The following is a 14,844-nucleotide window of genomic DNA, read 5'->3' as shown; positions in this document are numbered from 1 at the left end:
GCGCCGGGCGGACAGGACCGCCGGAGCGCCGGTGCGAGGGGCGCCGCCGCGCCTCGAGCAGCGCCGGCCTCCGGGCGCTCCCGCAACCGTCCTCGGCGTGCAACAGTCGAGCGAGGTGCCCGACATGACTCCCTTTTCCGTTCTCGACCTGTCGCCCATCGTCCAGGGCGGAGACGCCTCCCAGGCCTTCCGCAACACGCTCGACCTCGCCCGCCACGCCGAGCGGCTCGGCTACCGTCGTTTCTGGCTGGCCGAGCACCACAACATGGGCGGCGTGGCCAGCGCCGCGACCGCGGTCGTGATCGCGCACGTGGCCGGCGGCACCCGGGCGATCCGCGTCGGCGCGGGCGGGATCATGTTGCCGAACCACGCGCCGCTGATCATCGCCGAGCAGTTCGGCACGCTGGCGTCGCTCTTTCCGGGGCGCATCGACCTGGGCCTCGGGCGGGCTCCCGGCACCGACCCGGTCACCGCCCGCGCGCTGAGGCGCAACCTCGCCGGCGACGTCGACAGCTTCCCCCAGGACGTCCTGGAGCTGATGGGCTACTTCCGCCCGGCGGAGCCTGGCCAGCTGGTGCAGGCCGTGCCCGGCGCCGGCCTGGACGTGCCGATCTGGATCCTCGGCTCCAGCCTGTTCGGCGCGCAGCTCGCCGCGGCGCTGGGGCTCCCGTACGCCTTCGCCTCGCATTTCGCGCCGGGCCACATGGCGCAGGCGATCGCGCTGTACCGCCGGGAGTTCCGCCCCTCGGCGCAGCTCGCGCAGCCCCACGTCATGCTGGGGATCAACGTGTTCGCCGCCGACACCGACGAGGAGGCTCGCCGGCTCTCGACCTCGCTCCAGCAGGCGTTCGTCAACCTGCGCCGCGGCCGGCCGGGGCCCCTGCCGCCGCCGGTCGACGGCTTCGAGCGCGAGCTGAGCCCGACGGAGCGCGCCGGCCTCGATCAGGCGCTGTCCTGCACGGTCGTGGGCTCGCCCGAGGCCGTGCGCCACGGGCTGGCCGCGTTCATCGCCCGGACCCGCGCCGACGAGCTCATGGTGAGCTCGTCGATCTTCGATCATGCCGCGCGCGTGCGCTCGCTCGAGATCACGGCCGAGGCGCGCGACGAGCTCGCCCGGGCCGGGTGAAGCGCCTCGCCCACGGCGCGGGCGCGCGCCGGGCTCAGCGCCTCACCCCGGGTCGATCCGGTAGATGCGCCCCGTGTTGAACATCACCACATAGATCTCCCCGGCGGCGTCCTCTCCGAACGACGCCGGGAGCCCGTTCGGGCTCAGCGCGGAGGTGAGCTCGACGCGATCGGTCGCGGCCTTGCCGTCCCACACGAAGGAGAAGAAGCGGCCTGTCACGTAATCCCCATACAGGTACCGGCCGCGCAGACACGGGATCTTCGCCCCGCGATAGACATAACCGCCGATGATCGAGCCCGCCTCGCTGCGGGGGTGCTCCACCGCGGGCGGGAGCCCGCGCGGCTTGCACGTCGCGCCCGGAGGATAGCAATGGGCGCCCTCCATCGCCTCCCAGCCGTAATCGTTCCTGCCCTGGCCAGGGCGCTCCACCAGGATCTCCTCCCAGCTCTTCTGGCCCACGTCGCCGATGTACAGATCCCCCGTGAGCCGGTCGAAGCTGAACCGCCACGGGTTGCGGAGCCCGTAATCCCAGATCATCGGATCGCCGCTGGTCATGTTGCCCGCCGGCGCCTTGGTCGGCTGATCGACGTCGATGCGGAGGATCTTGCCGAGCTTCGAGGTGAGATCGGCCGCCGGGCTCGGCGATCGCGCGGAGTCGCCGATCGCGGCGTACAGGTAACCGTCCTTGCCGAAGGCGAGCATGCCGCCGACGTGGTTCCAGGCGCCGTGCTTCACGTCGACGAGCGACCGGACCGGCTCGGGATGGGCGGTGTCGGCGCCCTGCGCGGCGCGCTTCCACTCCTCGATCACCACGTTGCCGCGCGGAGCGGACGAATAGTGGAGCCAGAAGCGCCCGTTCTTCGCGTACTCCGGGTGAAAGGCGAGCCCGAGCAGGCCGCCCTCCGCGTTCGGCGTCGGAAAGAATACGCGCGATCGCACGTCGAGGAAGGGCGCCGGCTGGACCGCGCCGTCCTTGACGAGCCGGAGGGTCCCCGCCTTCTCGAGCACCACGAGGCGCGCCGGATCGCCGGGCGGCGCGGCGACGTACGTCGGCTGATCGAGCCCGCTCGCGACGAGCGTGAGCTTCAGCGGCGGGACGCCGCCGCACTTCGCCGGGCGGGCGAGCTCCGCCGCGTTCGCCGGCGGCGGCGCGGGCGCGCCCTGCGCCGCGGGCGCGGCTTGCGCGGCGGCCGCGCCGTCCGCCGCGGCGGGCGCCGGACCAGGGGCCGCAGCGCCCGCCTGGGCCGCCGGCGGGGACGCGTTCCCTGCCGCGGCCGGACCGGCGGCGACGCCCTCGCGCGGCTCTTCGGGCGGCCCCGCGACCTGCACGCGCCGGTCGCAGGCGGCTACACTGCCCGCGAGCAGGAGGCACCAGGCGGTCCGATGGCACGCTCTCGTCAGCCAGGCAGCGCGCCCCGCGCGCCGGTGGATCGATCTCTCGGGCAAGCGGACACCTCCGCCTCCACCTTCATCATGAGCGGCCACCTCTGGCAAGCCGTGCTCGCATCGCTGCTGCTGGCGAGCTGCGGCGGCTGCGGCGCGCAGGAGACGCCCCAGGCCGATCGCCTCCCTGCGTCGGCCCCGCCCGCGCCGGCCCCGCCCGTCCCGGTCGGCCCGCACGCCGGAGCGGCCGCGCGCGGCGCCGGAGCGGGCGAGCGCCCCGCCGAGCGCGCGCCCGCGGCGCCCCGGGAGCCGCCTTGCAAGGACGGCGACACGGATCCTCACGATCTCCGCTGTACCGGCCTGTACAGCGACTTCGGCGCGCGCTCGCTCGCGGCGGGCGTCCGCGAGTTCAAGCCGGCCTTCGAGCTGTGGAGCGACGGCGCCGAGAAGACGCGATGGATCTACCTCCCTCCGGGCGCGACCATCGATGTCTCCAGGATGAACGACTGGATCTTCCCCGTCGGCGCCAAGCTGTGGAAGGAGTTCCGGACGCCCGCGTCCGCCGGGGGCCGCCGGCTCGAGACGAGGCTCCTCTGGAAGACCGCGGAGGATCGCTGGACGCGCGCCACCTACGTCTGGTCCGAGGACGGCGAGAGCGCGCTGCAGGTCAAGGCCGGTGTCCCCCACGTGCCCGGCGCCGACGGCTATGCGATCCCGGCGCAGGTCGACTGCATCCGCTGCCATGCGGGCAAGACCGATAACCCGCTCGGCTTCGAGGCCGTCCAGCTCGCCGCGCGGGGCGCGGGCGGCCTGACGTACCCCGAGCTGGTCCAGCGCGGCCTGCTCTCGACGAGCGCCGGCGGCCCGCTGCCCAGCGCGGACGCGCTCGAGGTGCCCGGGACCGAGGCGGAGCGGCGCGCGCTCGGCCTGCTCCACGCGAACTGCGGCGTCTCGTGCCACCATCCGCTCGGCGTCGCGACGCACTTCGAGCTGCGCCTCGACATCGACGCTGCGGGCCGGGTCGGCGACGTGCGCGGCACGCGCGCCTACCAGACGGCGATCAACCAGCCAGCGAAGCTGCGCCCGCCCGGCGCGCCGCCGGGAACGCGCTATTACCGGCTGAGGCCCCGCGATCCGGATCGCAGCACCCTGCTGCGCGCCATGGCCCGGCGCGACGCGCCCGGCGCGCCGCCCGAGCAGATGCCGCCGCTCGCGACCCGCCGCGTCGACGAGGACGCCGTCGCCGCGGTCCGCGCCTGGATCGAGGCGATGACCCCCGCCGCCGGCTACCCGCCGGCCGCGCCCTAACGCCGTCTCCGCCCGCCCGACCGCCGCCGTCCGAGGCGCTGGCCCGCAGGGCGCGCCGGAGATCGATGAAGGGAGCGCGCCGGAAACGCCCTCGCGCGCGCGCCGGGCCGTGGTGATCGCGGCTGCCGGGCTTCATGCTCCCGGCGGTCGCAGCGCCGCGCGGCCCCGGCAGGCGCCGGCGCGCCGCGCGCACGGCACCGGCGGACGCCCCGCCCCTGCCCGAGGAGCGCCCGCGACCACGACCGGGGGGAACACGTCACGTGAAGCAGCCGAAAGAGATCAAGAAGGCAGAGGGCAAGCTCGCGGTCCTGCTGCCGGGGCTGGGCGCCGTCGCCACGACGACCATCGCGGGCACCCTGCTCGCGCGGCGCGGGCTCGCCCCGCCGATCGGGTCGCTCACGCAGCTGGGCACGATCCGGCTCGGCCGGCGCACCGACCACCGCGCGCCGAGGATCAAGGATTTCCTGCCGCTCGCGGCGCTCGATCAGCTGGCGTTCGGCGCGTGGGACATCTTCCCCGACAACGCCTACGAGTCGGCGCGGCACGCGGACGTGCTCGAGCGCCGCCACCTCGACGCCGTCCGCGACGAGCTCGAGCGGATCCGGCCGATGCCCGCGGTGTTCTACCCGGAGTACGTGCGGCGGCTCCACGGCACTCACGTGAAGAAGGGCGCGAGCAAGGCCGAGATGGTGGAGCAGGTCCGGGAAGATCTCCGCGCCTCCCTGCGCGACAGCGGCGCCGCGCGCGCCGTGGCCGTCTGGTGCGGCTCGACCGAGGTGCACATCGCCCCCGCGGAGGTCCACCAGTCGATGGCGCGCTTCGAGTCGGGGCTCGCCGAGGACCACCCGGCCATCTCGAGCTCCCAGATCTACGCCTGGGCCTGCCTGAAGGAGCGCATCCCGTTCGCGAACGGCGCCCCGAACCTCACCGTCGACTTCCCCGCCGCGTGGGAGCTCGCGCGCAAGCAGGAGGTCCCGATCGCCGGCAAGGACTTCAAGACCGGCCAGACGCTGATGAAGACGGTGATCGCCCCGGGGCTCAAGGCGCGGATGCTCGGCGTCGCGGGGTGGTTCTCCACGAACATCCTCGGCAACCGCGACGGCGAGGTGCTCGACGATCCGGAGTCGTTCCGGTCGAAGGAGGTCTCGAAGCTCGGGGTGCTCGAGCACATCCTGAAGCCCGACGTCCATGGCGAGCTCTACGGCAAGCTCTTTCACAAGGTGCGGATCGAGTACTACCCCCCTCGGGGCGACGCCAAGGAGGGCTGGGACAACATCGATCTCGTCGGCTGGCTCGGCTACCCGATGCAGATGAAGATCAACTTCCTCTGCCGCGACTCGATCCTCGCCGCGCCGATCGTGCTCGACCTCGCGCTGCTCCTGGATCTCGCGCAGCGCGCCGGGCTGAGCGGCACGCAGGAGTGGCTGAGCTTCTACTGGAAGAGCCCGATGACCGCGCCGGCCCTGTACCCGGAGCACGACCTCTTCATCCAGTCGATGAAGCTCAAGAACACGATGCGCTGGCTCATGGGGGAGGATCTCATCACCCACCTCGGCAACGAGTATTACGACTGAGCCGAGTCGCGCAGCCTGGCGACAGGCCTCGACGAGCGGGGGAGCGCGCAGGAGGCCGCGCGCTCCCCCACCCTCCGCGCCGGATCAGTGGCTCCAGCTCGTGCCCTCCGCGATCTTCTGACCGGCCGGGCCGAACGTCGTCTGGAGCACCGACTTGCCCTTGATGCGGACCTTGGTGACCGTCTTCGGGATAGACCAGCTCACGACGTCATCGCAGCTCGGCTGGATGAAGCCGCCGCCCGGGTAGTACACGCCGGTCTTGCTCTTCGTCGCGCCGATCTGCACCCAGCAGCCCTCGACCTCGTCGAAGCCGTAGAGCGTCGCCGTCGTCGTCGTGTGCTCGCAGACGCTCTTCGACTTGGGGGCGTTGACGCTGTACGCCATCGCCGTCTGGGTCGACGCGAACGCGTTCTTCACGTTCGTGACCTCGACGACGTAGTTGCCCTTGCTGCTGTAGTACGTGTTGTCCGGCGACTCGCGGAGGGTGAAGCTGCCGACGTCGCTCGAGTTCGACTGGGCCGCGGTCTGGTCGACCTGCAGGGCGGAGATGTCGACGCACAGCGCCTGCGAGGTCTCTTCGACCTCCTCCAATCCGGCCAGCTCCGCGTCGAGGTCGGTCGCGTCGGCGACGCAGCCCACGAGCGCGAACGAGGACACGAGGGACGAGGCGAGGAGGATCATTGCACGCTTCATGATTGAGCTCTCTTTCGGGTATTTAGTTGAACGACACGTGATCTGACGCGCGGGCGGTCCGCCGCGGGTGCGACGGAGTCGCGTCCATCCGTCGCCCGGGTCGCCCTGCTCGCCGCTTGGACCGCGCCGAGCGTCACGCAACGCCTTTAAACAGGAAGCGTGCCACTCCCCGATTCCGGCGCTCGGCCGCGCGCGCGCCGGCATTTTCGCGCCTTCGCGCGCTCCGCGGCCCGGGCGGTCCGCGCCCGCGCCGGCGCGCTGAGGGCGCGCCCCCTCATCCTGGAGGCGCCGCCCTCCAGGGGGGAGTCGTCAGGGGGGGTCGGAGCGCGCCGCAGCGCGGGCCGGTGTGGGATGGTGGCCGGCGGCAGCGCCGGCGCTCAGGGCGCGAACGACACGTCGAGCGTGTACGGCCCGGCGTCGGCCTGGGACCAGAAGCCGTCGACGACGATGAACAGCGGGGCGCCGCCGGTCACCTCGAGCTCGAGGGTCTCGATCGCGGGCGCGTCGCCGGCGCCTGCCTGCGCGGCGTCCTCGCACGCGAGCTCGGAGCTCGCCCACGGGCAGCTCGACCTCACGGACAGGGTCAGATCGGTGGCGGACGACAGCTCGAGCGTGAGCTTGCCGTCCGCCGGGGGCGTGAACCGGTACACGTCCTCGCGCGTGTCGGGCATGGAGCAGCTGCCCCGAAGGGCGATCGTGCCGGTCCGCGTGTCGCCGGTGTTCACCCCGAGGACGGCCTCCCGCGCGCCCTCGCAGACCGAGGAGCAGTCGTCGGCGCAGGCGCCGAAGGCGTCGGGGTCGTCGCACTGCTCGGGCCGCGTGACGGCGCCGTCGCCGCAGATCGCCGGGGCGAACGTGGAGCGCAGCGTGTACGGGCCCTCCTCGCCCGGCGCATGCGCGTCGACGACGACGGTCACCGGCTCGCCGGCGCTCAGGACGACCTCGATCGGCGCGGCGCCCCCGCCGACGGCGAGCTGGGCGCACGCGAGCTCGGTGGTTCGGTCGTCGCACGCGCCGCGGACGTAGAGCCCGTGGGCGGTGTCCGACTCGAGCGCGACCGAGAGCGTGCCGGACTGTTCTTCGGGCGGGGCGAACAGGTACACGTCCTCGCGGCCGGCGCCCGTGCAGCCGGCCCCGAACGCGTTCGTGCCGAGCGAGGTGTCGCCCGAGACCTCCGGCGGCAGGGGCGGCGCGGCGGCGCAGGTCGCCGCGATCGCGGCGCAGGGTCCCTCGCAATCGTCGTCGTCGCAATCGAAGGCCGCGTCGAAGTCGTTGTCCGCGCGATCGTCGCAGATCGCCTCGTAGATCCTGCAAAGGCCGGTGGCCACGTCGCACCTGCCGCGCGTCGGGCACTGCGCGTCCTCGGTGCACGCCGGCCGGCAGCTCAGCGCCCCGTCGGCGGCGGGGACGCAGGCATAGCCGGGACGGCAGTCGCTCGAGGTGGCGCACGCTGCATAGCAGAGGTGCCCGTTGCTGCCGGTCTCGATGCAGACGCCGTGGCCGGCGCAGGTGCCGCCGGTGTGCTCGCACGAGCTGATGCAGTAGCCGGAGGGCCATCCGTTGAGGTCCTCACGGTTGCAGAAGTTCCCTGCGCACATCGCGTCGTCGGTGCAGGCGGCGCCGTCGGGCAGGTTGAGACTTCCGCCGGAGCCGCCCGCGCCAGCGTCGCCGCCGGAGCCGCCGATGCCGCCGCCGGTGCCGTCGGTGCCGCCTGTGCCCCCGATGCCGCCGCCGGTGCCGCCGATGCCGCCGCCGGTGCCGCCCGCGCCCCCGATGCCGCCGCCGGAGCCACCGATGCCGCCGCCTGTGCCGTCGGTGCCGCCTGTGCCCCCGATGCCGCCGCCGGTGCCGCCCGCGCCCCCGATGCCGCCGCCGGTGCCCCCGATGCCGCCGCCTGTGCCGTCGGTGCCGCCTGTGCCCCCGATGCCGCCGCCGGAGCCGTCCGCGCCCCCGATGCCTCCGCCGGTGCCGCCTGTGCCCCCGATGCCTCCGCCGGAGCCACCGGTGCCGCCCCCCGAGCCGCCGATCCCGCCCGCGCCAGCGTCGCCGCCCGCGCCGCCGGAGCCGCCGATCCCGCCCGCGCCGCCACCGCCGCCCGAGCCGCTCAGTCCGCCATCGCCGCCGGAGCCCCCGAGGCCTCCGTCACCACCGACGCCGCCCGAGCCGCCCCGGCCTCCGCCCCCCATCGCACCCGCGCCGCCCTCGCCGCCCGTTCCTGGGTTCGGGCCCGGGGTGCCGTCATCGTCCCCGCACGCCGCGGCGCTGGCCGTCAGCCCCAGCATGAGGAGGCAGGTCGTCCATCGTAGTCTCATTCTGTCGCTCCAGGGAAAAGGGGGATTCGCCCGTCGATGACGCGGCGTGACATGTCACCCGCGCGGCGCCATCTTCGGTGCAACCGCCTTTCGTGGGAAGCCCCCATACGCGCCGCTTCCCAGCTCCCTGATGCTGTCGAGACGCCGTCTCGCTCCCGCCGGAGCGCGCGCCCACCGCTCCTTCGCGGGAGCCCGTCTTCCCGTGTGCCGTGCAGGCATGCGCGCGTCGAGGGGTCGACGCGACCTCCTCTTCGGGCTGCGCGCGGCGCGCCGGTGGCCGCGTCGAGGCGGCGGGCGCGCCGGGTCGCCCGTCGGCGGTGGCGTCACTGCCAGCGCAGGTGCACGTCGATGACCGCGCCCGTCCGGGCCGCGGCGCCGTCCGAGAACGTGAACGCGGCGCGCTCGATCTCGCAGTTGCCGCGCCCGTCGCAGCGCCGGTCGCGCCCGTACGAGAGCTCGATCGCGACGAGCCCGCGCGACGCGAGCGGCTCGAGCTCTCCGGCGCTCGAGGCGCGGTTCGCGTCGCGGTCGCTCCACAGCACGAGCCGCGACCACGCCTCGTCCCGCGCCGTGATGCGGCCGTCTCCGTCGGAGTCGAGCTCGCGGAGCGCGGTGAACCCGTTGTCCGCGCGGGCCCCGCTCGCGAGCACCGTCGCCGAGCCGAACAGCTCCTCGCCGCCGTCGATCGCCCCATTGCCGTCCCGATCGAGCGCGAGCCACGGCGTCGCCGCGGTGGGCCAGTCGGTGGCGATCGTGGCCCCGAGCCCGCTCAGATCGAACGCGCCGCTCATCGCGGTCAGGTACTCGACCGGACGCTGATCGAACGAGAGCACGAGCGGCGTGCTGACGCTGCTCGACTGACACCCGGTCCAGGTCGGCACCCCCTCCACGTCCTCGCACAGCTCGTAGCCGCCCATCCCGTGGTTGGTGCAATTCCGGGACTCGCCGATCGTGCACGCCGCCTCGGCCTCCTCGCCTCCGGGCGTGTTCCCGCCGCCCCCGCCGTTTCCATTCCCGTCCTCGGTCGCCTCCTCCGCGCCCTCGAGCGCGCTGTCGTCGCTCCCCTCGCCCTCCGCGGAGATCACCTCTCCGACGCACCCGGCGCCGAACGGCACCGCCGCGAGGAGCAGGGAGAAGGAGAGCGTTCCCATGAAACCCAAGCGAGTCCGTGAAAAGGTCGTGTTCATGGCACAGCTCTCCAGCAAGCCATGCGCCAGCCCCTCTCCGCCCGGCTAAACCATTGATTTTGCATGCATCAAGGGAGCGAAGAGCGCCCCTGTCTCCACGCGTTTGCCAGCGTGTGCCGTACGCAACAGGGAATTGTGCCAGATTGGTCGCGCGTCGATCTGTGCCGCTCGTGCGGGGACGGGCACCTGGGGCGGGACCCGGCGGCGGCTCCCCGGGCGGCTGGAGCCCCAGGCGGGCGGCGCTCCCCGGCGCTATCCCCGCGGCGGCGCGTAGAAGTCGACGATCCGGATCGGCTCGGTCAGCCGCACGCGGACGCGCGAGCGATCCCCGCGGACGTCGCCGCCGATCTGGAAGCTCGTCGCCGGATCCATCTCGATTGTCACCTCGTCCACGAAGTAGTCGAACACCGTCTCCAGGTCGTCGAACTCTCCGTTCCAGATGCTCGAGAAGTTCCGCACGAACGTGAACGGCGAGATCATCGACACGCGCAGCTGCATCCGGTCCTGGCGATCGTCCGCGTACGGGAACATCCGGAAGCCGAAGCCGTAATAGGGGATCGTCGACAGCGCCGCGATCTTCGCCGGACCCTCGTAGATGACGCCGCCCTTCTTGATCGGCGCCCCGAGGATCGTCCCCTTCTCGCCGACGCGGATCGCCTCGTTGCCCTCGTTGATGATGCGGCAGTGCGGCGTGCGCCGCACGAGGTAGCTCGGGATCGTCCGCGTCGTCGCGGCGACGGCGTACGCCACCGGCCCCGGCGCAAGCCGCTTCAGCGGGCCGCGCGCGAGCGCCGACTTCACCGCGTTGTAGTCGCGCAGCATCACCGCGTCGATCCCGAAGCCGCAGAACGGCGACAGGATATCCTCGGCCTCGACGAGCCGCAGGTTGCGGCTCCCGGCCTCGGCGCGCAGCCGCTGGAGGTCCACCGCCAGCCCGGGCTTCGCGCCCGCGCCCCCGGACGCGCCGAGCACCCACGCCAGCGAGTTGCCCGTCCCCAGCCGGAGCAGCCCGAACCGCGGCAGCGGCAGCCCGCGCCGCTTCGCCTCGTTCACCACCGCCGTCACCACCACGGTGAACGTCCCGTCGCCCCCGCCCGTGAGGATCGTGCCGTAACCCCGGTCGACGAGGATCCGCGCGATGCCCTCGCTCTCCTCGACCCGCCGCGACACGAACAGATCCCCCGTGTCAAGGATCTGATCGAGCGTCTCGATCACCTCCGCCGTCACGCTCTTGGCGTTGCCGTTCACCACCACGGCAATCCGACTGCTCGCCGCGCCCCGCGGCACGTCGCTCGGACGACGCGGCGCATCAGCGGCCTGGGAGACGTCATCGGAGCCGCGACCGGCGGGCGGAGAGGTCATGCACCGCGATCTACCACGACCGACCCCCGCGCTTGGAGATCGCGCGGGCGCGCGCCGTGGAAGCCGTGGAAGGAACGACGCCGCCACGACGCCGCCACGAGGCCGACGCGGGCGCCGGCGCCGGCGCCGGCGCGGGGGGCCTCGCTCGACGGAGCGTCGAGCCCGCCGGGATCGTGCTGTAGGCCAACGTGGCCAAAACAGCGCGCCCGCGGCGGTCGCCGCTGTCCGAGAGAGGCCCAAGCGTGCGATGCTCATGGGTTTTGGCTCTCGAGCCGATCTTGGGTCATGCTGACCAACGGGAAAGCGAGGAGCCTCCCCCGAAACATAGTGGACGGGGAGGTCGATTTTTTGGTAAGGCGACGACCTGGCGAGCCAATTCGGCTTGACAGCCGCGCGGGTCTTTCCCCCGCGCGGGCGGCGCGCGCTTGTGGCGAAGGGCCGCGACGATCTCGTACCCAGCGGGGGACGCAGCGACATGCCGAAGATCACAAAGCAGGGCAGCTCCGAGAAGGCGACGGGCACGAAGAAGAAGGCCTCTTCGAGCGCCAAGGGGGGCGCTGAAGCTCAGCTTGCGAAACCCGTGAATCCGGTAATCAAGGAAGACTCGAAATCTTCGTCGAGCGCCTCGAAGCGTAAGCTCGGCCTCCGCGGCGCTGCGCCCTGGGCTGCCCGGCACGCGGCGAAGCACGCCGCCGAGGCGCGGGCACGGGCCGCCGAGCCGGCGCCCCCCGGCAGCGCCCGGGCGACCATCCGCGTGCCCACGGGCGCGGAGGAGATCAAGGCGAAGATCGCCGAGCTCCACAACCAGACCCAGAAGATCCGCACGCTCCGCAAGCGGCTCGACAAGGGGTTCTTCGACATCGGGGTGGTGCTCGCCGAGATCCAGCAGCAGGAGCTGTATCAGGCGAAGGGCTACGGCTCGTTCGAGGCGTTCCTCGAGCGCGAGATCGACCTCGGCAAGCAGACGTCGCTGCGCCTCATCAAGGTGGCCCACGTCTTCCAGCGCGAGGTGGCCCTCGACTACGGCATGGACCGGCTGTTCGTGGCGCTCGCCGCCCTCGAGGGCGACGCGGTCCCCAAGCCGGCCCCGTCCGCGATCCCCTCGGCCCCCGGCTCCAAGCCGCCCCTCCCGCTCAAGCCCCCGATGCGCATCGTGGGCTGAGCGCGCCGCTCAGATCCCAGCGCCCCGCGGCGGCAGCGAGCTCGTCGTGGGGCGAGACACCGGCACCGGCTCGGGGATGAAGCGGGGGAGCCGCACGCGGACCGTCGTCCCCTCGGCCGCGTGCGTGCTCACCTCCACCCGGCCGGCGTGCTGGTCCACGATCTTCCGGACGATCGCCAGCCCGAGGCCGGTGCCCGCCGCCTTCGTGGTGAAGAACGGATCGAAGATCTCGGCGAGGATCGTCGGATCGATCCCGGGCCCCGTGTCCCCGATCGACAGCCACACCTCGTGCGCGTCCCCCGACGCGCACGCCCGCAAGACCCCGCCGTCGGGCATGACGTCCAGCGCGTTGACGACGAGGTTCAGGACCACCTGCTTGAGCTTCTCCACGTCGCCGAGCGCGAAGCAGTCGTCGGGCAGATCGCGGACGACCTCGACGCGGTGGCTCGCGAGCGCCTCCTCCTCCAGGTCGAGGACGTCGCGCACGACGCGGGCCAGATCGACGGGCTCGCGGTGCGGGGCGCGCGGGCGGGCGAGCTCGAGGAACTCGCCGAGGAGCCGTCCCAGCCGGCCGATCTCGGCCTCGACGATGCCCACCCGCCGCTTCATGGGCTCGCGGATCGCCTCGTCGGAGAGGCGGTCGATGCCGCGGCTGAGCAGGTGGAGCTCCAGGACCGCGGCGTTCAAGGGGTTCCGGATCTCGTGCGCGAGCCCGAGGGCGAGCGGGGCCATGGCGTTCAGCGCCTCGGCGTCGGCGGCGCGCCGCTCGAGCGCGCGCCGCTCGGTCACGTCGATGCCGATGCCGTAGACGAGGTCGGTCCGGCCGCCGCGCCCGCCGCTGCGGACGCCGGAGAGGTGCCAGCGCACCCGGCGGATCGCGCCCACCGCGTCCCGGACGCCGACCTCGACCTCGGCGGCGGCGGCGTCGCCCTCGACGACGCTCTGGAACGACTGGTTGAACCGGCGCTGCTCGGACTCGTCGACCAGCGTCTCGCAGAACGGCATGCCGAGCGCGGCGTCGCCGCCCACCCCGGTCAGCGCGGACAGGCGCGGGTTGAAGAGGGCCACGCTGCCGTCGGCGTTCAGGCCCAGGATGAGCACGTCCGCCGCGTCGACGATCGCCCGGTACCGCCGCTCGAGCTCCTCCCGCTCCCGCTTCAGCGAGATCTTCTCGATCGCCTGGGCCACCGTGGAGATGAGCTCCTCGGGCCGGAACGACTTGAGGACGAAGGCGAAGGCGCCGGCGCGGAGCGCGGCCATGGCGGTGTCCACGGTCGCGAAGCCGGTGACGAGGACGATCTCGCCGTGGGGGGCGGCGGCCCGGAGCGGGGCGATGAGCTCGAGCCCGCTCGCGTCGGGGAGCTTGACGTCGACCACGGCCACGTCGAAGCCGTCGCGGCGGGCCGCCGCGAGCCCCTGCTTGCCGTTCGGGGCGAGGGCCACCTCCACGTCGAGCTCGCGCGCGCCCTCGAGGACGTCGCGAAGGTTTCCGGCGAGGCTGGTGTTGTCGTCCACGATCAGGATTCGAGCGCGCACCTGGGATCTCCTGGTCGAGCGGTCCGGCGGGCGGCCCGATGCACGGGGTGGCCTTCCGCTGTGGGGTCTTTCCTGAGTTTTATGCTATGAGCCGCCACCATGCGGTTCGTCGATCAGTGCCGTCTGAAGGTCATCGCGGGGGATGGCGGCAACGGAGCGATCGCATTCCGCCGCGAGAAGTACATCCCGTTCGGCGGCCCCGCGGGCGGCGACGGCGGCCGCGGCGGGGACGTCGTCTTCGTGGGCGACGAAGGCCTGTCCACGCTACTCGACTTCACCTACGCGCGCACCCTTGAGGCCGAGCGGGGCGAGCACGGGATGGGGAGCGACTGCCACGGGCGCGCCGGCGCCGACCGGGTCGAGAAGCTCCCGGTGGGGACGCAGATCTTCGACGCGGAGACCGGCGAGCAGATCGCCGACGTGACCGAGCACGGCCAGCGGGTCGTGGTCGCCCGCGGGGGCAAGGGGGGCCGCGGCAACCTGCACTTCAAGTCGCCGCACGACCGGGCCCCCCGGCGCGCCGAGCCGGGGGAGCCGGGCGAGGCCCGCGAGCTCCGCCTGGAGCTGAAGGTGCTCGCCGACGTCGGCCTGCTCGGCTTCCCCAACGCCGGCAAGAGCACCTTCGTCGCCGCCGTCTCGGCCGCCCGGCCGAAGATCGGCGACTACCCGTTCACGACGCTGACCCCGACGCTCGGCATGGTCGAGATCGGCGGCGGCGTGCGTTCGGGCGGGTCGAGCTTCGTCATCGCGGACATCCCGGGGCTGATCCCGGGCGCGAGCGAGGGGGTCGGGCTCGGCACCCGGTTCCTGAAGCACGTGGAGCGCACGCGGGCGCTCCTCCACCTCGTGACGCTCGATCCCGGCGAGGGCCGCGAGCCGCTCGCCGACTACCGGGCGCTCCGCAAGGAGCTCAAGAAGTTCAGCCCGGAGATCGCGCAGCACCCGGAGGTCGTCGCCCTGACCAAGGCCGACCTGACCGAGGTGCGCGAGGCCTACCCGAAGCTCAAGGCGCGGTTCGCGAAGGCGAAGGTGAAGCTCCACCTCGTCAGCGCCGCGACGGGCGAGGGCGTGACCGAGCTCATCCGTGAGCTCGCGGCGATCGTGCGCAAGCGCGAGGAGTGAGCGGCCGAGCGCGGGTGTCCTCTCCGCGCAGATCACACGGTGTCCTCACGTGGGCTGACCGTGCACATCGGTCGCGGAT

At 73.0% G+C, this 14,844-nt stretch carries 11 protein-coding genes; 5 read left to right on the top strand and 6 right to left on the bottom strand.

Translation table 11 applies throughout. The features are described 5' to 3' along the window. Positions 1 to 124: 124 nt before the first annotated feature. Positions 125 to 1,126 (top strand): LLM class flavin-dependent oxidoreductase, encoded by a 1,002-nt coding sequence (locus WMF33_RS11175; RefSeq protein ID WP_437337114.1) that lies wholly within the window; start codon positions 125 to 127, stop codon positions 1,124 to 1,126. A 42-nt stretch (positions 1,127 to 1,168) separates the two neighbouring features. Here WMF33_RS11175 and WMF33_RS11170 read toward each other — a convergent pair whose 3' ends face one another. Then, on the bottom strand, positions 1,169 to 2,455 hold the full coding sequence (locus tag WMF33_RS11170) for a PQQ-dependent sugar dehydrogenase (protein ID WP_437337113.1): 1,287 nt from the start codon (positions 2,453 to 2,455) through the stop codon (positions 1,169 to 1,171). 144 nt (positions 2,456 to 2,599) lie between these two features. Between WMF33_RS11170 and WMF33_RS11165 the strand changes: the two genes are divergently transcribed. Together WMF33_RS11165 and WMF33_RS11160 are read left to right on the top strand one after the other, a co-directional pair. Then, complete coding sequence (locus tag WMF33_RS11165; RefSeq protein WP_437337112.1) at positions 2,600 to 3,817, top strand: hypothetical protein; 1,218 nt, start codon at positions 2,600 to 2,602, stop codon at positions 3,815 to 3,817. A gap of 260 nt (positions 3,818 to 4,077) precedes the next feature. Further along, positions 4,078 to 5,391 carry an inositol-3-phosphate synthase gene (locus WMF33_RS11160; protein ID WP_437337111.1) on the top strand — a complete coding sequence of 438 codons (1,314 nt, stop codon included), beginning with the start codon at positions 4,078 to 4,080 and terminating at the stop codon, positions 5,389 to 5,391. Positions 5,392 to 5,475: 84 nt separating this feature from the next. Here the strand turns inward: WMF33_RS11160 and WMF33_RS11155 are convergent, their stop codons facing one another. The 4 genes from WMF33_RS11155 to WMF33_RS11140 form a co-directional block, all read right to left on the bottom strand. Beyond that, positions 5,476 to 6,084, bottom strand: coding sequence for a hypothetical protein (locus WMF33_RS11155; protein WP_437337110.1), 609 nt, complete (start codon positions 6,082 to 6,084; stop codon positions 5,476 to 5,478). Between the two features lie 377 nt (positions 6,085 to 6,461). After that, positions 6,462 to 8,396 (bottom strand): hypothetical protein, encoded by a 1,935-nt coding sequence (locus tag WMF33_RS11150; RefSeq protein WP_437337109.1) that lies wholly within the window; start codon positions 8,394 to 8,396, stop codon positions 6,462 to 6,464. 323 nt (positions 8,397 to 8,719) lie between these two features. Then, positions 8,720 to 9,547, bottom strand: coding sequence for a hypothetical protein (locus tag WMF33_RS11145; RefSeq protein ID WP_061625136.1), 828 nt, complete (start codon positions 9,545 to 9,547; stop codon positions 8,720 to 8,722). Between the two features lie 288 nt (positions 9,548 to 9,835). Further along, positions 9,836 to 10,834 carry a diacylglycerol/lipid kinase family protein gene (locus WMF33_RS11140; RefSeq protein ID WP_020734216.1) on the bottom strand — a complete coding sequence of 333 codons (999 nt, stop codon included), beginning with the start codon at positions 10,832 to 10,834 and terminating at the stop codon, positions 9,836 to 9,838. A gap of 586 nt (positions 10,835 to 11,420) precedes the next feature. Here WMF33_RS11140 and WMF33_RS11135 point away from each other — a divergent pair. Continuing rightward, positions 11,421 to 12,107: a hypothetical protein gene (locus WMF33_RS11135; protein WP_020734215.1), complete on the top strand. Its 687-nt coding sequence runs from the start codon at positions 11,421 to 11,423 to the stop codon at positions 12,105 to 12,107. 9 nt (positions 12,108 to 12,116) lie between these two features. Here the strand turns inward: WMF33_RS11135 and WMF33_RS11130 are convergent, their stop codons facing one another. Continuing rightward, on the bottom strand, positions 12,117 to 13,643 hold the full coding sequence (locus WMF33_RS11130) for an ATP-binding protein (protein WP_437337108.1): 1,527 nt from the start codon (positions 13,641 to 13,643) through the stop codon (positions 12,117 to 12,119). A gap of 99 nt (positions 13,644 to 13,742) precedes the next feature. On the opposite strand from WMF33_RS11130, the gene obgE reads away from it, so the two are divergent. Further along, entirely contained in the window at positions 13,743 to 14,765 is a 1,023-nt protein-coding gene (gene obgE, locus WMF33_RS11125; RefSeq protein ID WP_437337107.1) for a GTPase ObgE, read from the top strand. The last annotated feature ends 79 nt before the right edge of the window (positions 14,766 to 14,844 follow it).

Origin of the sequence: Sorangium sp. So ce394, assembly GCF_051474665.1 — a bacterium.
GTDB lineage: Bacteria > Myxococcota_A > Polyangia > Polyangiales > Polyangiaceae > Sorangium > Sorangium cellulosum_D.
This window is presented reverse-complemented; position numbering and strand designations above follow the sequence as displayed.